Raw genomic sequence first — 21,118 nt, forward strand, 5'->3', positions numbered from 1 at the left:
TTTTCTTTTCCCCGTCCCTAAAGGGGAAAAAATTTAAAGAGACTCTAACTCTATTAATCGATTATTCCGGACTCTCAACATTACTATTCTGAACCGTTTCTTCAGAACGAATTTCAGTATGACGTATTTCTCCTCCAGAAGTTCCCACTTTTGTGGAAAAAAATACGGCAACTATTGCTATAACTAAAATGGCATACGAAAAGAAACTCGCTTTTGGATGTTTTTTAATATTGGTTATCAATCCAATAATGGAAACAATTCCAAGTAAATACATGATGATGGCAAATCTTTCAGCAAATTCTTCATGTTCGTGGATGATTTTATGACCAATATTAGGCATATCTTCTACTAATTCTTCAGCTCCCTCACCAGTAGCCATGCTGAAAAATGAGAAAAGAGCAGCAATAACAAATAAGCAGTATGCCGTATTTTTTACGGAATTGTTTTTAAAAAATAAACCTCCTAATAAAACCAATAATCCTAGAATGCTTCCAACAATTGGAAAATGGTTTACTAAAAGGTGTAAATGAGCGTCGTTCATAATTTTTTTATTTTTTAATTCAGATACAAAATTGCAATTAAAGACAAAGATGCAATAAATCCCCATAATAAAATTCCTTGTATTAAAGGTTTTATTCCAACGGCTAGTAAAACGGAACTACTTAGTCCTGAACCAATAAAAAACAAAGTAACTGTTAGTCCAATTTTAGCAATTGAAACAATATAAGGCGTTACAATTGCCGCTTGAGGAACGTAAGTATTTACAATCATTGCTAATATAAAAAATCCTATAAAATATGGGATTTTTATTTTGCTGGTTTTATTCTTAAACAAGAAACTCGTTAATAAAACAATAGGAATAATCCATAAAGCACGCGCCAGTTTTACTGTAGTTGCAATTTGCAAAGCCAATGAACCATATTTATTAGCAGCTCCTACCACCGAACTCGTATCGTGAATGGCTAAGGCACACCACAGTCCAAAATCTTCTTGAGATAATTCCAACCAATGTCCGATTGTTGGAAACAAAAACAAAGCAATCGAATTCAGAATAAAAATGACACCTAAAGCTACCGAAGTTTGCTTTTCGTCCGATTTAATAACTGGAGTAATCGCTGCAATTGCACTTCCTCCACAAATAGCAGTTCCGCAAGAAATTAAATGAGACGTTTTTTTATCTGTCTTGAGCCATTTTCCTAAAAAAGTTCCCAATAAAATGGTACTAAACAAAGTGACAACCGTTAATATAAAACCTTCTTTGCTCGAATGTAAAGCATTGGTAACATTCATTCCAAACCCCAAACCCACTACCGAAACCTGAAGTAAAACGTGAATTATTTTATGATTTAAATGCAACCAAGGATGTCCTGAAATATTAGCAACCAATAATCCAAGCAATAATGCAATGGGCGGACTTATTATTCCTGTCAAGCAAACGATAAGCAAACTAACAAAAATAATTTGCTGTACTCTGCTATGTTTTTCGAAATTAAAGATTCCGTTTTCAGGGAAAATTTTTGATTGTTTTTTCAAGAGAAATCTTTTGTATTAAAATTTAAAATTGGTTACAACAAACCATTGTATTTTCGAACAAACCATTCGATGGCAAAAAAACTACAAATTAAAACCAACAACCATTTCCAGTCAATCAAAGGCGAACGACTGATGTTGTTTTTTTCAATCGTTTTATAGTTTTCATCCGCTAAAAGTGATTGAATTAAAGCATCCATTTGATTTGGAAAATAAACTTTTCCTTGTGTCAAAGTAGCTAATTGATTCAATCGATTCAAGTCAGGATTTACAAATTGTTTTTCGATATCAAAATCTAAAATTTCAAAATGACTCGAATACGTCGATTTTGAGTTCAATTCTTTTACTGTAAAATTATAAGTGCCTGCTGGCAAACCGTCCAAATTAACTTTGTAAGCATTATTGCTTTTCAGTAAATCGTAAGTTGTAGTTTTTTTAGTTTTCGAATTAACCAATATAATGCTCAAATGTGCTTTTTCGTCAAACTCATAATTTTTATTGAAATATTGTGCTGTAATTTCGATAGCATCGCCTGAATTATAAAAACTTTCGTGATTGACAATCAAAGATTTTTTAGAATTAGTACTCGCTAAAAACTGAACGATTTTATCAATAAAAACATCGTACTTATCAAAAGATTCATTTTGAATATGACTTTCTAATCGCCATTTCCAACTGTTTTCTCCTAATAAAAAGGCCGAACGGCTTCCTTGATTTTCACTAAAAGCAAGTAAAGGTGCTTCGGTCTCCATATTTCTAATTTTTGAAGAAAGTAAAATATTAATGCTTCCATTAACCTTAATTTTTCCATACGGATTTTGTAAAGGCGGAAAATTTTCGAAACCAATATTATCAAGAGCAAAAAGATTGAATTGCGAATTGAATCCAGCTAAATAATCTTCTTTTTGCGAAGTCATTTTAAATTCTAAATTATTCTGTTGCTGGTTTAAAAATCCAAAATCAGTATGTGTTCCCGTAATAATAAATGTATTGATTCGAGCCAATTTATTCGATTCAAAAATAGATTTGAATTCAGATGTAGGCTGATATAAAATCAAAACATTGTAACCATTTAATTGGTTGATTTGTTTTGGTTTAAAAACAGTCACTTTACGTTGTGCATTAGATTCGATTGCTCGTTTTAAAGCTGCAATATCAGGATGATTTATCGATGAAATTATAGCAACATTTGTTTTTTGATCAATGATTTCAACAGCAAAATTTTTATGATTGTTATAGCTATTTATTTCTTTTTCAGTCGAAATCAAACTAGCCTTATACAACTGCGTTCCTATTTTATTTGCAGTTAAAAGTACATTTACAACCGCTGTATTTTTAGTTGGCGAAAAAGAAACACGCTGTTTGTTTAGAACTGAATTTCCCTGCGAAATTTGAAAATCAGCAGTTATATTTTTTGTTCCCGAATACTGTAGAAAAACTTCAACTGGAAACTGATTTTTTAGAAAAGCATATTTATTAACATTCAGTTGGTTGATTTTTAAATCTAAAACAGTTGTCGTATCTCCTAAAACAACAGGAAATACTTTATTCGAAGCATCAAAACTATATACATAATCATTTCCTGAGGTTTGATTTCCATCACTAATAAGTACAGTTGGAAAAGAATTATTTCGATTAATAGCTTTTAAACCTTTAGCAATTCCGTCTAAATTGGTTTGTGTTCCCTTGAAATCTAATTTCTGAAAAGGTAAAAATTCCGAATCAAATTGATAGGATTGAATATTGTATTTTTCTTTTAAATCTTTATTCGATGTAAGTTTTGTATATAATTCGGCAGCTGTTTGATCTGCTTTCAAATTAACAATAGAACTCGAATTATCAGCAACAATGGCAAGAATTGGTTTTTCAACAACAGTAGTATTGGTTGTAATCAATGGATTAATCAGCAACAATAACAAACCGAAAATCCCTAAAAAACGTAAAAAAGCCAACAGCAAATTAATTTTTAATTTACTCTTGGCTTTGTAATAATATTGAAAATAAGACAACCCAACTGCTACTATTAAAGAAAATACAAGTAATAGAATGGTGTTAGTTGTCATTTATTTTTTAATTTAAAGATTGAAAGATTTAATAATTTAAAAATTCTAAACATTTACGAATATAAAAAATCTTTAAATTCTTAAATCATTAAATCTTTGAATGTAATTTTATGTTAACATTCCTCCACAAACATTTAATACTTGCCCTGTTACATAAGCACTCAAATCTGAAGCTAAGAATAAACAAGCATTTGCAACATCTTCAGTAGTTCCACCACGTTTCAACGGAATTCCTTCTGTCCATCCTTTTACAACATCTTCGCTTAATTTAGCAGTCATTTCAGTTTCAATAAATCCTGGAGCAATTGCATTACAACGAATGTTACGAGAACCTAATTCTAAAGCTACTGATTTTGTAAATCCAATAGCACCGGCCTTAGAAGCAGCATAATTGGTTTGTCCTGCATTTCCAGAAACTCCTACAACTGAACTAATATTGATGATTGAACCCGCACGTTTTTTCAAAAATGTTTTTTGAATAGCTTTAGTCATATTGAAAACCGATTTCAAATTCACATCGATTACCTGATCAAAATCAGCCTCTGACATACGCATTAATAAATTATCTTTTGTAATTCCGGCATTGTTGATTAAAATATCAACAGTACCAAAATCAGCCAAAACAGTATCTACTAAAGTTTGTGCTTCGTTAAAATCAGCTGCATTGGATTTATATCCTTTTGCTTTAATACCTAAAGCGTTTAATTCATTTTCTAAAGCCAAAGCTGATTCAGCTGATGAGCTATAAGTAAAAGCTACATTAGCACCGCTTTTTGCAAAAACTTCTGCAATTCCTCTTCCAATTCCGCGACTTGCGCCTGTGATGATGGCTACTTTTCCTTCAAGTAATTTCATATTATGATATAAGTTTATTTACTAAATTGAGATACAAATATAAACGATTTAGCTGTTTTATAAAATTTATGCTATAAAAAAAGCCTTACCGAAGCAAGGCTATTCCTAATATTATTTTATTACATTGAAAATGAACTAGAAAGCTACATTCCATCTTGGCAATTTAGCGTTTTCGCTTAAAAAGTTTTGTAAAACTTGTCCTTCTACAAAAGTTGGAATTACTTTAGTATCGTCATTAAATGTTTCGTACCAAACTACTTCTAAACGGCTAATTTCTTCTTTTTTCATTTGTGCAGGCCAAGAATATTTTCTTCCTGTTTTTGCAAATTGGTGACCGTTTACAATTTTATCATACAATCCACCATTTTTAGTTTTCAAAGTACCATCATTTTGTACTGTTCCTGTAGAACCTACCATGATTAATTCTTTTGCTTCAGCAACATCATAAACTAAAAACACACCTGAACCTTCAGTAGCGTTACAAACTTCTTCTAAGCTATCTTCTATTGTTAATGAAAACTGATTTTTTACTTTGAATCCTTCTAATTCCTTATACATAGTATTCTCTTTTGAATTGAATTTTCAAAAAAAGCGACAATAAAAGCCTGTTTTTTTGAAACCAATTATTAATTTTTTATTTATTTCAAACAAAATTAGCGTTGCTAATTTTAATCGAGTGCAAATGTATTTCTTTAATTCTGTTTTATGCTAAAAAAGCCCCACAAATGTGAGGCTTAATTTATTTAAATTCGGTTTTAGAGATTATCCTAAAACTTCTTTTACTTTTTTACCAATTTCAGCTGGTGAATCAACAACGTGAATTCCGTTGTCTCTCATAATTTGTTTTTTAGCAGCAGCAGTATCGTCAGAACCTCCAACAATAGCACCAGCATGTCCCATAGTTCTACCAGCAGGAGCAGTTTCTCCAGCGATAAAACCAATTACAGGCTTGCGGTTACCATCAGCTTTAATCCATTTAGCAGCATCAGCTTCTAATTGTCCACCAATTTCACCAATCATGATAATTGCTTCAGTTTCTGGATCATTCATCAATAACTCAACCGCTTCTTTAGTAGTTGTTCCAATGATTGGATCTCCACCAATACCGATAGCAGTAGTGATTCCTAATCCTTGTTTTACTACTTGGTCAGCAGCTTCGTAAGTTAAAGTTCCTGATTTAGAAACAATACCGATAGTTCCTTTTTTGAAAACAAAACCTGGCATGATACCTACTTTAGCTTCACCTGGAGTGATGATACCTGGACAGTTAGGCCCAATTAATCTAGCGTTTCTTTCTTTAACGTAGTTGTTTGCATAGATCATATCAGCAACAGGAATACCTTCAGTAATTGCAATAATTACTTTAATTCCAGCATCAGCAGCTTCCATAATAGCATCAGCAGCAAAAGCTGGCGGTACAAAAATGATAGAAGTATCAGCACCTGCTTTTTCAACCGCATCTTTAACTGTATTAAAAACAGGAAGATCTAAGTGAGTTGATCCTCCTTTACCTGGAGTTACACCACCTACAACGTTAGTACCGTATTCAATCATTTGAGAAGCGTGGAAAGTACCTTCGCTTCCTGTAAAACCTTGAACAATTATTTTGGAATCTTTGTTAACTAAAACACTCATGATATATATTTTATGTGATTTTTAAATTTGTGATGCAAAAATAAGGTTTTCGAAATTATTTTGGGCTCTTTTCTTATCAAAAAAAAGTTTGTTATTGCAATCATTTGTTAGCATCAACACAAATTATTGGCTTTTTAAACAAAATACAATAATTTATTGAGCGCTTTTTTTATTATTTTACTTTATCCAATATTTCTGGAATCCTTTTAATATTAGCCATTTGTTTCAAAAATGACCTTGAATCCTGTGCAGGATTTCCATTGTAAACTTTATTTCCTGATAGGGATTTTGTTACTCCGGCTTGAGCCAATATTACTGCTTTTGAACCAATAGTAATTCCGCTGGTCATACCTACTTGTCCCCAGATAGTAACTTCGTCTTCAATGATAACACATCCTGCAATTCCAGTTTGAGAAGCAATTAAACATTTTTTTCCAATTACTGTATCATGACCTACATGAACCTGATTGTCAATTTTTGTTCCTTCTCCAATGGTAGTATCACAAGTAACACCTTTGTCAATAGTACATAACGCACCAATTCCAACATTATCCTCAATAACTACTCGCCCACCCGAAAGCAACTGGTCAAAACCATCGGGACGTTTTTTATAATAAAAAGCATCTGCTCCAAGAATGGTTCCTGCATGAATAATTACATTATCTCCTAAAACCGTATGGTCATAAATAGAAACATTCGAATGAATTAAACAATTCTTCCCGATAACAACATGATTTCCAACGAAAGAATTTGGTTGAATGACAGTTCCTTCGCCAATTACAGCCGTTGGAGAAATAGCAACTCCAGAAAACTGAAAAGGCTTAAAGTGCTGCGTTAATTTGTTAAAATCACTAAATGGTTCTTCAGAAATCAACAACGCTTTTCCTTCAGGACAATCTACTCTTTTATTGATTAAAACAATTGTAGCGGCTGAATTTAAAGCTTTGTCGTAGTACTTAGGATGATCTACAAAAACGATATCTCCTTTTTCTACCACATGAATTTCGTTCATGCCCAAAACTTGAAAATCTTCATTCCCAACAAATTCACAATTAAGTAAAGCTGCTATTTCTTTTAAAGAATGTGCTCTTGTAAATTTCATAAATTAATTTAAAGATTGAAAAATTTAAAGATTAAAAAATGCTATTGTTAACTTAAAGTTTAAAATCATTTAATCTTTAAATACTTCAATTAAACTACTCTTTTACACGCTCCATGTAAGAACCTGAAGCAGTATCAATTTTAATTTTATCACCTTCATTAATAAACAAAGGTACGTTAACTGTAGCTCCTGTTTCAACAGTCGCTGATTTAGTAGCATTAGTCGCTGTATTTCCTTTTACTCCTGGCTCTGCATACGTTACTTCAAGAATAATTGAAGCTGGCATATCTACTGACAAAGGTAAATCAGTTTCAGTATTCACCTGAACCATTACATTTGTTCCTTCTTTCAATAAATCAGGGTTGTCAAGAATACTTTTGCTTAAAGTAATTTGCTCAAAAGATTCGTTATTCATGAAATGAAATTGATCTCCTTCAGCATATAAATACTGGTAAGTATGTGTTTCCACACGTACATCTTCTATTTTATGTCCTGCTGAAAATGTATTATCCAATACTTTTCCAGTTGTTAAACTTTTTAATTTTGTTCTTACAAAAGCAGGTCCTTTTCCTGGTTTAACATGTAAAAATTCGATAATTTTATAAATATCGTGATTGTATTTAATACAAAGTCCGTTTCTAATATCTGATGTAGATGCCATTTTTTGTTGTTTTTTTTCCACCCCAACCCTACCCGAAGGGGAAGGTAACTGGATGGAATTATGTTACTTAATTATTATATATTTTTTTTATAATCTGATTTAACTCCCTCTCCTTTGGAGAGGGCTGGGGTGAGGATTAATAGTTCCCGCTGTAACCTTTCATAATACCACGAGATGAATTTCTAATAAAATCGATAATTTCATCTCTTTCCGGAGTTGCTTCCATTTCGGCTTCAATAATTCCTAAAGCCTGAGTAGTATTATAATTCTTTTGATATAGAATTCTATAAATATCCTGAATTTCTCTTATTTTTTCGGTTGCAAAGCCTCTTCTTCTTAATCCTACAGAATTAATTCCTACATAAGATAAAGGTTCTTTAGCCGCTTTTGTATAAGGAGGAACATCTTTACGAATTAACGAACCACCAGAAACCATAGCGTGGTCTCCAATATTAATAAATTGATGAACAGCTGCTAAACCACCTAATACGGCGTATTTACCCACAATTACGTGACCACCTAAAAGCACTCCGTTTACAATAATAGCATTATCTCCTACTACGCAATCATGAGCAATATGAGCGGCTGCCATAATTAAACAATTATTTCCAATAACCGTTTGCCCAGAAGCATTTGTACCTCTATTAATGGTTACACATTCTCTAATGGTACAATTGTCACCAATGATTGCTAATGAATCTTCTCCACCAAATTTTAAATCTTGTGGAACTGCCGAGATAACAGCACCAGGAAAAATATTGCAATTTTTTCCAATTCTCGCACCTTCCATGATAGTTACATTAGAACCGATCCAAGTACCATCACCAATTACCACATTATTATGAATGGTTGTAAAAGGTTCAATAACCACATTTTTGGCGATTTTTGCGCCAGGATGAACATATGCTAATGGTTGATTCATCTATTTCTTGTTTTTAATTAATCACCTTAATTACTATTAAAGCCTTCTATAGTAACAGGGAAACTGTTCAATTTATTGTTGTTTTCTAGCTATTTGAGCCATCAATTCAGCTTCAGCAACTAATCTTCCATTAGCATAAGCATTCGCTTGCATGTGACAAATTCCTCTTCTAATAGGAGTAATTAAATCACATTTAAAGATTAAAGTATCTCCAGGTAATACTTTATATTTAAATTTAACATTATCAATTTTCATGAAATAAGTCAAATAATTTTCTGGATCAGGAACGGTACTTAAAACTAAAATTCCTCCTGTTTGTGCCATAGCTTCTACAATTAAAACGCCTGGCATAACGGGAGCATCTGGAAAATGTCCAACAAAGAAATTTTCATTCATGGTTACATTTTTCATTCCCACTACGTGATTATCCGACATTTCGATAATTCTGTCAATCAATAAAAACGGAGGTCTATGAGGCAAAACAGCCATGATTTTATGGATATCCATCAATGGTTCTTGATTTAAATCGTAAACAGGAACGTAATTACGTTGTTCGATTTTAATCATTTTCGCCATTTTTTTAGCAAATTGAGTATTTACAAAATGCCCAGGCTTGTTTGCAATAATTTTCCCTTGAATTTTTGTTCCAATTAAAGCTAAATCACCAATTACATCCAATAATTTGTGTCTTGCAGCCTCATTAGGATAGTGTAAAGTTAAATTATCAAGAATTCCATTTGGTTTTACATTAATCGTTTCTTTACCAAAAGCTACTTTTAAATTCTCCATCGTAGTTTCAGATATTTCTTTATCTACATAAACGATAGCATTATTTAAATCGCCTCCTTTAATCAAACCATTGTTTAAAAGAGATTCTAATTCGTGTAAGAAACTAAAAGTTCTGGAAGAAGCAATTTCAGTTTTAAAATCACTAATGTTTTTTAGTGTTGCATTTTGTGTACCTAATATTTTAGTACCAAAATCAACCATTGTAGTTACCGTATAATGATCACTAGGCATTACTAGAATTTCGCTACCGCTTGCTTCATCAGTAAACGAAATAACTTCTTTTACCACATAAACATTACGGTTAGCATTTTGTTCTTCTACATCTGCTTTTTCTAAAGCTTCAACAAAATATTTTGAAGAACCATCCATAATAGGAAGTTCTGAAGCATTCAATTCGATAATTACGTTATCTAAATCACAACCTACTAAAGCAGCCAAAACGTGCTCTGGTGTTTGAATTTTAACTCCTAATTTTTCTAAATTAGTTCCGCGTTGTGTGTTTACAACATAATTAGCGTCAGCTTCAATAATTGGATGCCCTTCTAAATCTACCCTAACAAAAGTAAAACCATTATTTACCGGAGCAGGTTTAAAAGTCATTTTAACTTCTTTACCGGTGTGTAACCCAACTCCTGTTAACGATATTTCTGTTTTGATGGTCTTCTGTTTAACCATTTTTTCCATTTTTTTGGTTTAATATTTGTTTTTTTAATTCGTCAATTTCTGCGATAATCTTAGGTAAATTTTTAAAATGAACATACGATTTACTAAAATCATTATAGCCAAATGTTGGGCTTCCTTGCAAAACTTCGTCGTCTTTTATATTTCTAGCCACTCCTGATTGGGCTTGGATTCTAACATTGTTTCCAATTGTTAAATGTCCAGATATCCCTACTTGCCCGCCAATCATTCCGTTTTTACCAATTTTAGTTGAACCAGCAACTCCTGTTTGAGCAGCAATTACAGTATTCTCCCCTATTTCTACATTGTGAGCTATCTGGATTTGATTGTCCAGCTTAACCCCTTTTCTTATAATTGTTGATCCTAATGTAGCTCTGTCAATTGTGGTACAAGATCCTATTTCTACATCATCTTCAAGAATAACATTCCCAATTTGAGGAATTTTTTTATAACTACCGTCGGGATTTGGAGCAAAACCAAAACCATCGGAACCTATTACAGTTCCTGCGTGAATGGTACAATTATTACCAATTATGGATTCTGAATAAATCTTAGCGCCGGCAAAAATAGTGACATTATTACGAATGACAACATTATCTCCAATAAAACAATTCGGATAAATTTTTACATTATCACCAATGTTTACATTCGTCCCCACATAACTAAAGCTACCTAAATAAAAATTCTCACCATACTTTGTGTCTTCAGAAAGTACCGTATGCGGTTCAACACCTTGTTTACTGGCTTTTTTTGCTTGATCGTAAAATTCTAACAAATTAGAAAAAGCCAAATAAGCGTCTTCTACCTTGATTAATGTAGTGTTTAAATGAGATTCTGGGATAAAGCTTTTGTTGACAATGGTTATTGTAGCTTCGGTAGTATAAATGTAGTTGTTGTATTTCGGATTGGACAAAAAAGTTAAAGAACCCACTTTTCCCTCCTCAATTTTAGAAAGCTCGTGAACTTCAGCCAGAGGATTCCCTACGACTTCGCCTCCTAAAACACCCGCTATTTGTTCTGCTGTAAATTTCATTCCGACAAAAATATAAAAAAAATAGATTTCAAATGTGGATTTATATCAGTTGTTTTGGGAAACAGATATAATATTTAGTCACTGATTTTGATAAAGACTTTAAATTCAACTGATCGGATGATTCAATCACATCTTCTACCGTTCTATCTTTTTTCAAGATTCGTATGGGTTCAGCCTCTTTATCATAAGCCTGATTTTTAATTTTGCCTTTAAAAATAAAATAATTTGTATCAACTATGCTGATGTTATTTTCTAATGCAAAACGCTCTTTTAACGGATTTAAATCTTCAATAGCTACTTTTTCACTAGTCAATTTTATTTTCAATAAATCTCTGTTAATGATCATTTTGCTTAAAGAAGACAGAATAAAATCATCATGTCTTTGCCAAGATTTTAATGCGCTAATAATATCAAAATCATCCAGTTGAGAAAACAAATCTAAAGTAATAGTATTAAAAGCTTCCAGCGAAATTTTATTTTGCATAAAAAACTGTAAAGGTTCGCTACAAGGCAAAATAGTTTCTTTTAAAGTCAACTCTTTAGCACGCTTTAAGATTCTGGTTAAAATCAATTCGCCCACCAAACTGGTTTTATGCAAATACGCCTGCCAATACATTAATCGGCGGGACATTAAAAATTTCTCAACCGAATAAATTCCTTTCTCTTCAATAACCAAGAAATCATCTTCCACATTCATCATTTGAATTAAACGCTCTGAATTAACATTTCCTTCGGCAACACCAGAGTAAAAACTATCGCGTTTTAAATAATCCATTCGATCCATATCCAATTGACTTGAAATCAATTGCAGCATGAATTTTCGATGATAATCTCCTTCGAATATTTTAATGGCTAAGCTTAATTGTCCTTCAAATTCAACATTCAATTGTTTCATGAACAATAACGAAATTTCCTCATGATGTACATCTTCTACAATGCTTTTTTCCATAGCATGCGAAAACGGTCCATGCCCGATATCATGCAACAAAATAGCAATATAAAGCGCGTTTTCTTCTTCTTCAGAAATAGATACTTCTTTAAAACGTAAAACATCAACTGCTTTTTGCATCAAATGCATACAACCTAGAGCATGATGAAAACGAGTGTGATTTGCTCCTGGATAGACTAAATAAGACAAACCCATTTGTGTAATTCGACGCAAACGCTGGAAATATGGATGCTGTATTAAATCGTAAATTAAAGCGTTAGGTATGGTAATAAACCCATAAATGGGGTCGTTGAATATTTTTAATTTATTGATTTGACTCACTACAACTTGAATTTTAGGTTGACAAATATAAGTAAATTAGATTGTAAAAAAAGTAAAATTACTAATTGTCATTTGGCTTTATCAAACTTCAAAGAGCTTTTCTAAAATTCTCTTTTTGATTCTTTTTACAATTTTCTAATCCAAATATTTCTAAATTGATTTTTAGAACCGTGATCCTGAAGCGAAATAACATCATCACCATGAGGCGACGGATAATTGTGTAAACCTATATAAAGCGTTAAGCCATTAATTGTTACATTATTTTGTATCAAAACACCATTTAGAAAAACAGTAATTCTTGCAGGAGCATCAATTTTTCCATCCGCTTTAAATCGTGGTGCCGTATAAATCACATCATAAATATTCCATTCTAATGGTGTTTTTACAGCATTTACTAATGGTGCATGATCTTTATAAATACTTCCCGCCTGACCGTTACTATAGGTTCGGTTGTTATAAGAATCCAAAATTTGTAATTCATATCTGTTTTGAAAAAACACACCACTATTGCCTCTCGCCTGTCCTCCATCTAAAACAACATCTGCAGCGCTCCATTCCAAATGCAATTGACAATCTCCAAACGCCATTTTAGTTTGAATATCGCCAGAACCAGGAACAATTTCCATATAATCTTTATCGACAATTTTCCATGCAGCTGGTTTATTAGCATCTTTTTTACTTACCCATTGATCTAAATTTTTACCGTCAAATAAAATAATCGCATCCGAAGGTGCGTTACCAAGAATTTTTGCAGGTATAATTACTTTTACTTCTGGTTCCCATATTTCTGTCATTTCAGGTTTCATCGGCATCGGAGAAACCTCTGGCGGAGTGCTTACAAATTGATGTTGTGCCATAGACGCAGTAGCAGAAAACAGGCTTACCATTACAAATGAATATTTCAAATTTTTAAATTTCATAGTTAAATATATTTGGTTTGAGTTAGTTAATCTTTGTTCGAAATTCAATATTAAGCATTTTTTCAACAACTTATTTTAATTTTTCAAAGGACTATTTAAATCATAAATCTTTCTTTTTCAGACAAAAAGCATAATTAGGCTCTCGCCAACTAAAATAGTTTACAGAAAATTAACATAAAATTAAGTTCGGTTAGTTCGGTAATTACCGAACCAGTCGTAAATTTGCAAAAAATTTCACCATGGATATTGCAAAAGAAAGAGAAGAAATTATTGAGCTATACGGAAACTATTTTGAGAAATTGTATAACATTCCTCCCCTTGCAGCGAGAATATTAGGCACTCTAATTATTGATGGATGCAAGACTGGATTGACTTTTGAATCTTTAGTTGAAAAATTGGGTGCTAGTAAAAGTTCTATTTCTACTAATTTGAACTTGCTCTTACACATAGAGAAAATTTCTTTTTTTACTAAAGCAAGAGATCGAAAAAAATATTTCAAGCCTGCCAAATTAAGTGAACGTTTAGCCAATTTTCTAAAATTGATAGATTCTGAGATGGTCATTATCAATCGAATGGTCGATTACAGAGAAGCAACTGCCTCTTGTTCAGAAGAAAAATGCAATTTAGAAAATATAAAAGCTTATAGAACACACGTAATCGAAGTGGAAAAAGTATTTACTAAAACCATAAACGAATTTAAACAAATAGAAATCAATAATAATAACAATAAATAATCCATCCCAATGAAGAAACTTTCATTATCCATTATAAGTTTAATACTATTAGTAGCTTGTGGAAAAAAAGAAGAAAAAGCTGCTCCTCCTGTAATGCCCTACAAGGTTGTTGCAGTAACTAAATCAAATACTACTTTATTAGCAGAGTATCCTGCTACTTTAGAAGGAATCACAGATATTGATATCCGTGCAAAGGTGGACGGTTATATCGAAAAAATATATGTTCAAGAAGGTCAGGAAGTTAAAAAAGGACAATTGCTTTTTAAGCTAGAAACACAAACTGCAAATCAGGAAGCTAGTGCTGCCAAAGCAAAAGTTGCTGCTGCTCAAGTGGAAGTTAATCGTTTGATTCCTTTGGTAGAACGCAATATCATTAGTGATGTACAATTAGAAACAGCTAAAGCCAATTTAGCCAGTGCTAAAAGTACTTATCAAGGTATAGTTGCAAAAATAAATTACGCATCAATCAAAAGTCCAGTGAATGGAATTGTTGGAACTTTACCTTTAAGATTAGGGAGTTATGTGAGTAGTCAAACGACTGAACCATTAACTCGAATTTCTGATGTGAGTACTATTTTTGCCTATTTTTCAATGAATGAAAAACAGCAATTGGACATAACTATGAATGCTCCTGGGAAAACATTTCAGGAAAAAATTACTAAAATGCCAAGTGTCAATTTGATATTAAGCAATGGAATGAAATATGAAAAAGCAGGGAAAATTGAAACATTTAGTGGTCAAGCTAATACACAAACAGGTTCATTTAATGTAAGAGCTAGTTTTCCAAATGCAAACAAATTGTTGCGTTCTGGTGGAAGTGGATCAATTCAAATTCCAACTAACTTGAAAGAAGTAATCATCATTCCACAAAATGCTACATTAGAAATGCAAGACAAACGTATTGTTTTAGTAGCTGACAAAGACAATAAAGTAAAAGCTGTTCCTGTTGAAGTACGTGCCGTTCCTGGAGGTCGCTTTTTTGTAGTCGATAAAGGATTAAATGAAAACGATAAAATACTTATTGAAGGTGTTGGAATAGTTTCAGAAGGAACTTTAATCAAACCTGAATTAGTTGATTATGCTACAATAATCAATTCTGAAGAAAAAGCAGTTAACTAACAATCGACTAAATAGCACATTATGTTTTCAAAATTTATTGACAGACCCGTTTTGTCAACGGTGGTTTCTATCATCATCGTTATATTGGGAGTTTTAGGGTTAATCTCGCTTCCTGTTTCTCAATATCCCGAAATAGCACCGCCTACTGTAACGGTTTCCGCAAATTATCAGGGAGCCAGTGCCGAAGTAGTAATGAACTCGGTAGTTATTCCGCTAGAAGAGCAAATTAATGGTGTAGAAGACATGACTTATATGACTTCTACTTCAAATAATGATGGTTCAGCATCCGTAAATATTTATTTTAAATTAGGTACTAATCCTGATTTAGCAGCGGTAAACGTGCAAAATCGTGTTTCTCGTGCGACACCCTTATTGCCACAAGAAGTTACCAGAGCCGGAGTTACTACATCTAAAAGACAAAGTGATAATATTTTAATTTTATCGGTGTACAGTGAAAACCCGGATTATGATATTACATTTCTTCAAAACTATGCCAACATCAATATTTTACCTAAAATAAAACGTGTTCCTGGAGTTGGTGAGGCCATGATATTTGGTCAAAGAGATTATTCGATGCGTATTTGGTTGAAACCAGATGTAATGGGAGCTTATGGATTAGTTCCTTCGGATATTACGGCATTATTAGCCGATCAAAATATTGAAGCCGCACCTGGACAATTAGGAGAAAGCGGCGATCAATCTTTTCAATACACTTTAAAATACAAAGGACGTTTACAAAGCACAGAAGAATTTGAAGAAATTATTGTGCGTTCTACCCCAAGTGGTGAAGTGCTAAAATTAGGCGATGTTGCTAGAATTGAGTTGGGTGCAGTGAATTATGCCAGTAAATCATTTACAAACGGACACCAATCTATCGCTATTGCTATTGCGCAGACAGCAGGTTCAAATGCTCAGGATGTAATTGAAGGTTCGTTGAAAGTAATGGATGAATCGGTGGTTAATTTTCCTAAAGGAGTAAAATACACCACTTTAATTAATGCGAATGATTTCTTAGAAGAATCTATTTCTAAAGTAATTCATACCTTGATAGAAGCTTTTATATTGGTATTTATTGTTGTTTTTGTCTTTTTGCAAGATTGGAGATCCACACTTATTCCAGCTATATCAGTACCGGTTGCTATTGTAGGAACCTTCTTTTTCCTAAGTTTATTTGGTTTTACCATCAACTTATTAACGTTGTTTGCATTAGTACTTGCCGTAGGTATTGTGGTCGATGATGCCATTGTGGTCGTCGAGGCCGTTCACGCTAAAATGGAAGCGGGAGAACACGATCCTAAAAAAGCAGCTCATAGTGCCATGGGGGATATTAGTAGTGCTATTATTTCGATTACCTTAGTAATGTCTGCTGTATTTATTCCGGTTTCATTTATTAGTGGTTCTGCGGGAGTTTTTTACAAACAATTTGGTTTGACATTAGCAGTTTCTATTGTATTATCTGCTATTAACGCATTGACACTCTCTCCTGCCCTATGTGCTATTTTCTTAAAACCTCATGGTGAAGAAAAGAAAAAAGGCTTTTTACAACGCTTTTACACCGCTTTTAATACAGGGTTTGAAACTACCACATATAAATACAAAAGATCAGTAGAATTTTTGATAAAAAGAAAATGGTTGTCCTTTTTAGGAATTGCTGTTTTTGCCGGAATTTTTATTTTATTATTAAATATAACACCAAAGGCTTTTGTACCTGGTGAAGATACTGGAGCTATTCTTTCAGATGTATCACTTCCTCCTGGAACATCATTAGAAAGAACCGAAGAAGTATTATTAGAAATTGAAAATAAAGTAAAAGATATTCCTGAAATACAAGAATTGCTGCGTATTTCTGGTCGAAGTCTAATTAGTGGTACGGGTAGCAACTACGGGATGGTAATTGTAAAATTAAAACCATGGGCCGACCGTAAAGATGCTAATCAGGAAATTACTCTTGTAGTACAAGAATTATTTAAACGTGCTGCTGCTGTAAAAGATGCTAAAGTATTGTTTTTTGCTCGTCCTACATTGGTTGGTTTTGGTTATTCTAATGGAATTGAATTCCAGTTGCAAGATCAAAAAGGAGGAAGTATTCAAGAGCTGAGTGAAGTGAATAGCAAATTTTTGGCTGCCTTAAATAGTCGTCCTGAAATACAATATGCTACTACCTCATTCTCTCCAAACTATCCACAATATAGAATTGATTTGAATGTGGCCGCTATCAAAAAATCAGGATTAACAGTTACTGATATTTTAGGAACTATGCAAGGGTATTATGGTGGAGTTTACGCATCGAATTTTAATAAATTTGGAAAACAATTCCGTGTGGTTTATCAATCAGAGCCGCAATTTAGAACAGATCCGCAATCGTTAAATAAAGTATTGGTTAGAAATAGCAACGGACAAATGGCTCCCATTTCTGAATTTGTGAAATTGGAAAAAGTATTTGGTCCTCAGGCAATCGATCGTTTCAATTTATTTACATCTGTAAAAATTACAGGAGCACCAAATGAAGGTTTTAGTTCTGGAGATGCTATTAAAGCTGTTGAAGAAGTTGCCAGTCAAAATTTACCTCTTGGATATGGATATGAATTCTCAGGAATGACTCGTGAGGAAATTAGTGCTGGTGGACAAACTTTGTACATTTTCTTATTGTGTTTAATTTTTGTGTATTTCTTATTAGCTGCTCAATACGAAAGTTATATGTTGCCTTTTGCAGTATTATTATCATTGCCAATTGGTTTAGCAGGAGCTTACATTTTTGCCTATTTTTTCAATGTGAGTAACAACATTTACTTGCAAATTACATTAATCATGCTTATTGGATTACTCGCCAAAAATGCTATTTTGATAGTCGAATTTGCTGCCGATGCCCGACGAAAAGGCATGAGTGTTTCTCGAGCTGCTGTTGAAGGTTCTGTGGCACGTTTACGTCCTATTTTGATGACCTCATTTGCCTTTATTCTTGGTTTATTACCATTAATGTTAGCTCAAGGAGCTGGAGCTATTGGTAACAAAGCCATTGGAACAGGAGCTATTGGAGGAATGCTAATAGGAACCATTTTAGGAGTATTTGTAGTGCCTATTTTGTATATCATATTCCAAAATTTACAAGAACGTATTTCTACAAAACCTTTACCAACAACAACTGAATCAGATGTTAATCTTTTAGAAAATAACAATGAAAAATAAAACATATAAAATCGTACTCGTAGGAGTTTCGGCTGTACTAATGCAATCGTGTTTTGTTGCCAAAGATTACAAACGTCCCGAATTAAAAACTGAAAATTTATACCGCAATGAAGTAGTTTCGACCGACACTACTTCATTAGCCAATGTTTCCTGGGATAAGGTTTTTACTGATCCTATTTTACAAGGCTATATCAAAAAAGGATTAGAAAACAATCTGGATATTAAAATAGCTATACAAAACATTGCTGCTGCCGAGGCTTCCATGAAACAAGGAAAAGCAGGATACTTTCCAACATTATCTGCTGGTGCCGACTGGACGCATCAAGAACTTTCTAAGAACAGTCAATTTGGTGCAATTGTTCAAAACAGAAGTACCAATCAGTACCAATTAACAGGGACTTTAGGTTGGGAAGCTGATATTTGGGGGAAAATCAGAAGCAACAAACGCGCTGCTAATGCAAGTTATCTTCAAAGTATTTCGGCAAATCAGGCAGTAAAAACCCAATTGATTTCAGATATTGCTTCCACTTATTTTCAGTTATTAGCTGTTGACGCCCAAATTAAATTGGCAGAAGAAACACTAATCAACAGAGACAAAAGTATTGAAACTATTGTTTCTCTTAAAAAATCAGGAAACGTAACGGAAGTTGGTGTCAAACAAACCGAAGCACAAAAATATGCTACCGAAGTAATCTTAGCTGATTTGAAGATTAACAGTATTCTTTTAGAAAACAAAATGAGTATTCTTTTAGGACAAGCGCCTCAAAAAATTGAGAGAAGTTCTTTTGATTTACATACGTTGCAACCTGATATCACGCTGGGAGTTCCTGCAAATTTACTGCGAAACAGACCTGATGTAATTGCTGCAGAATACAATTTGATCACGAATTTTGAGATGACAAATGCAGCAAAAAGTAGTTTTTACCCAACATTAAAAATTACAGCTACTGGAGGTTTACAAAGTATCGATATTAAAGAATGGTTGAGTTTGAATTCTTTTTTCAGTAATGTTGTTACAGGAATAACGCAGCCTATTTTTAATCAAAGGCAAATAAAAACCAAGTTTGAAATTGCAAAATCAAATCAGGAAAGAGCCTATTTGCAATTTGAACAATCATTATTGAATGCAGGAAAAGAAGTTTCGGATGCATTGGCACAATACAATAATGAAACTTATAAATTGACTATCAGAGAAAAACAAGTTGATGCTTTAAAATCGGCTTCTGATTTTTCTGATGAATTGTTAACTTACGGTTTGGCCAACTATCTCGAAGTTTTGACTGCTAAAGATGCTGCATTAAATGCCGAATTGGATTTGATTTCGAATAAATACCAACAAAATAATGCTATCATTCAATTGTACAGAGCCTTAGGTGGCGGATGGCAATAAGCTTAATTCTCGTACCAGAATTAAATTAGGTTATATATTCATAAAGCCATCTTGTTTCAAAAATGAGATGGCTTTTTTGTTTTTTGATAATTTCCAACGATTATAAAAAACTCAAAATATACCCTAAAAATGCACCTCCAATCACAATGAAAGCACTGTTTATTTTCTTGTAATTAAAGGCTATCAAAATACTTACCAGTGCAATCAAAATAGTACGCCAATCGGTAATGGTGTCGGTTCCCATTTGGATACAAATCGAAATGATTATAGCTACCGAAGACACATTTACAGCATCCAGAAAAACGGAAAAGGGTTTATAATTTCGTAATTTTTTAACCAATGGATTCAGTAGAGCAACAAATACAAAAGAAGGTAAAAATATGGCTATGGTGGAAACCAAAGCTCCTGAAAGTCCATTAATTTGATAGCCTACAAATGTTACTGATGAAAAAACAGGCCCAGGAGTAAATTGTCCCACAGCAATGGCATCAATCAATTCGGTTCGGGTTAGTAAACCTTTGGCAACTAATTCGGCATCCAAAAAAGCAAATAAAACATAGCCGCTTCCGTAGAGAATAGAACCAATTTTTAAGAATATCAGAAATAAATTCCAATTACTGGCTGCTACCAAAGTAGTTTGAGAAACAGGAAAAAGAGCAAGCGGAATCCAGCTCCTTTTCTCCAAATTTTTATTTTGTATCGAAAACCAAAATAACGACAGAAACCCTGCTCCAAAAAGCAAGGCAATTTCGTTGAAATGCAAAAGAGATAGCACTAAAACAATGCTGCCAATAATTGCTAAAGGAATGGTTTTTAATGATTTTTTTGCCAAAGGAAAAATGGCTCCTAAAATAATGGCAATAATAGCCGGTTTGATTCCGTATAAAAAGGGTTGAATTTCGGGTAATTGACCGTATTCTTTGTACAGCCAGGCAAAACCAGCCGTGAGGAAAACAGCAGGCAAAATAAAACAAAGTCCTGAAACTATTAAGCCCTTCACTCCTGCTCTTTCATGACCAATATGAATCGCCATTTCGGTGCTGTTAGGTCCTGGAATTAAGTTGGTAGCACCTAATAAATCCAGAAAATGCTGCTCGTCGAGCCATTTTCGTTTCACGACTACTTCATTTTGCATCATGGCTATATGTGCCGCAGGACCACCAAAACCAATGAATCCTAATTTTAGAAAAAGTTGAGCAAGTTCTTTTAGACGTTGTTTTTCATTCAT

The 21,118-nt window shown here is 33.1% G+C and carries 18 protein-coding genes; 4 read left to right on the forward strand and 14 right to left on the reverse strand.

Going from position 1 to position 21,118, the window contains the following annotated elements:
* Positions 1-61 precede the first annotated feature (61 nt).
* The 13 genes from AAGV33_RS14355 to AAGV33_RS14415 form a co-directional block, all read right to left on the reverse strand.
* A complete protein-coding gene (locus AAGV33_RS14355) occupies positions 62-541 on the reverse strand; it encodes a hypothetical protein (protein WP_373392880.1) in 480 nt (159 codons plus the stop codon).
* A gap of 14 nt (positions 542-555) precedes the next feature.
* The gene (locus tag AAGV33_RS14360; protein WP_373392929.1) at positions 556-1,515 is read right to left on the reverse strand and encodes a YeiH family protein; all 960 of its coding nucleotides are present in this window, start codon (positions 1,513-1,515) and stop codon (positions 556-558) included.
* A gap of 50 nt (positions 1,516-1,565) precedes the next feature.
* Positions 1,566-3,593: a hypothetical protein gene (locus tag AAGV33_RS14365; protein ID WP_373392881.1), complete on the reverse strand. Its 2,028-nt coding sequence runs from the start codon at positions 3,591-3,593 to the stop codon at positions 1,566-1,568.
* A 108-nt stretch (positions 3,594-3,701) separates the two neighbouring features.
* A complete protein-coding gene (gene fabG / locus AAGV33_RS14370) occupies positions 3,702-4,448 on the reverse strand; it encodes a 3-oxoacyl-[acyl-carrier-protein] reductase (RefSeq protein WP_373392883.1) in 747 nt (248 codons plus the stop codon).
* A gap of 135 nt (positions 4,449-4,583) precedes the next feature.
* On the reverse strand, positions 4,584-5,006 hold the full coding sequence (locus AAGV33_RS14375; RefSeq protein WP_373392884.1) for a hypothetical protein: 423 nt from the start codon (positions 5,004-5,006) through the stop codon (positions 4,584-4,586).
* A gap of 204 nt (positions 5,007-5,210) precedes the next feature.
* Positions 5,211-6,083 (reverse strand): succinate--CoA ligase subunit alpha, encoded by an 873-nt coding sequence (gene sucD / locus AAGV33_RS14380; RefSeq protein ID WP_373392886.1) that lies wholly within the window; start codon positions 6,081-6,083, stop codon positions 5,211-5,213.
* Positions 6,084-6,255: 172 nt separating this feature from the next.
* Positions 6,256-7,185, reverse strand: coding sequence for a UDP-3-O-(3-hydroxymyristoyl)glucosamine N-acyltransferase (locus AAGV33_RS14385; RefSeq protein ID WP_373392887.1), 930 nt, complete (start codon positions 7,183-7,185; stop codon positions 6,256-6,258).
* A 94-nt stretch (positions 7,186-7,279) separates the two neighbouring features.
* The gene (gene efp, locus AAGV33_RS14390; RefSeq protein WP_373392889.1) at positions 7,280-7,846 is read right to left on the reverse strand and encodes an elongation factor P; all 567 of its coding nucleotides are present in this window, start codon (positions 7,844-7,846) and stop codon (positions 7,280-7,282) included.
* A gap of 136 nt (positions 7,847-7,982) precedes the next feature.
* Positions 7,983-8,768 (reverse strand): acyl-ACP--UDP-N-acetylglucosamine O-acyltransferase, encoded by a 786-nt coding sequence (gene lpxA / locus AAGV33_RS14395; RefSeq protein ID WP_373392891.1) that lies wholly within the window; start codon positions 8,766-8,768, stop codon positions 7,983-7,985.
* A gap of 72 nt (positions 8,769-8,840) precedes the next feature.
* Positions 8,841-10,232 (reverse strand): bifunctional UDP-3-O-[3-hydroxymyristoyl] N-acetylglucosamine deacetylase/3-hydroxyacyl-ACP dehydratase, encoded by a 1,392-nt coding sequence (locus AAGV33_RS14400; protein ID WP_373392931.1) that lies wholly within the window; start codon positions 10,230-10,232, stop codon positions 8,841-8,843.
* Entirely contained in the window at positions 10,225-11,271 is a 1,047-nt protein-coding gene (gene lpxD, locus AAGV33_RS14405) for a UDP-3-O-(3-hydroxymyristoyl)glucosamine N-acyltransferase (protein WP_373392892.1), read from the reverse strand. Before lpxD ends, AAGV33_RS14400 begins: the two co-directional genes overlap by 8 nt.
* A 40-nt stretch (positions 11,272-11,311) precedes the next feature.
* Positions 11,312-12,541, reverse strand: coding sequence for an HD domain-containing protein (locus tag AAGV33_RS14410; RefSeq protein WP_373392894.1), 1,230 nt, complete (start codon positions 12,539-12,541; stop codon positions 11,312-11,314).
* A gap of 125 nt (positions 12,542-12,666) precedes the next feature.
* Positions 12,667-13,461, reverse strand: a complete 795-nt coding sequence (locus tag AAGV33_RS14415) for a 3-keto-disaccharide hydrolase (protein ID WP_373392896.1) — start codon at positions 13,459-13,461, stop codon at positions 12,667-12,669.
* 239 nt (positions 13,462-13,700) lie between these two features.
* Here AAGV33_RS14415 and AAGV33_RS14420 point away from each other — a divergent pair, with 239 nt between their 5' ends.
* The 4 genes from AAGV33_RS14420 to AAGV33_RS14435 are packed head-to-tail and all read left to right on the forward strand — an operon-like array spanning position 13,701 to position 19,890.
* Positions 13,701-14,195: a GbsR/MarR family transcriptional regulator gene (locus AAGV33_RS14420; RefSeq protein WP_373392897.1), complete on the forward strand. Its 495-nt coding sequence runs from the start codon at positions 13,701-13,703 to the stop codon at positions 14,193-14,195.
* 9 nt (positions 14,196-14,204) lie between these two features.
* Positions 14,205-15,314, forward strand: coding sequence for an efflux RND transporter periplasmic adaptor subunit (locus AAGV33_RS14425; protein WP_373392899.1), 1,110 nt, complete (start codon positions 14,205-14,207; stop codon positions 15,312-15,314).
* A gap of 21 nt (positions 15,315-15,335) precedes the next feature.
* The gene (locus tag AAGV33_RS14430; protein WP_373392901.1) at positions 15,336-18,500 is read left to right on the forward strand and encodes an efflux RND transporter permease subunit; all 3,165 of its coding nucleotides are present in this window, start codon (positions 15,336-15,338) and stop codon (positions 18,498-18,500) included.
* Positions 18,490-19,890, forward strand: a complete 1,401-nt coding sequence (locus AAGV33_RS14435; RefSeq protein ID WP_373392903.1) for an efflux transporter outer membrane subunit — start codon at positions 18,490-18,492, stop codon at positions 19,888-19,890. Before AAGV33_RS14430 ends, AAGV33_RS14435 begins: the two co-directional genes overlap by 11 nt.
* Positions 19,891-19,990: 100 nt before the next feature.
* On the opposite strand, the gene chrA is transcribed toward AAGV33_RS14435, so the two are convergent.
* Positions 19,991-21,118: a chromate efflux transporter gene (gene chrA, locus AAGV33_RS14440; RefSeq protein ID WP_373392904.1), complete on the reverse strand. Its 1,128-nt coding sequence runs from the start codon at positions 21,116-21,118 to the stop codon at positions 19,991-19,993.

Source organism: Flavobacterium magnesitis, assembly GCF_041729735.1.
Taxonomy (GTDB): Bacteria; Bacteroidota; Bacteroidia; order Flavobacteriales; family Flavobacteriaceae; genus Flavobacterium; species Flavobacterium magnesitis.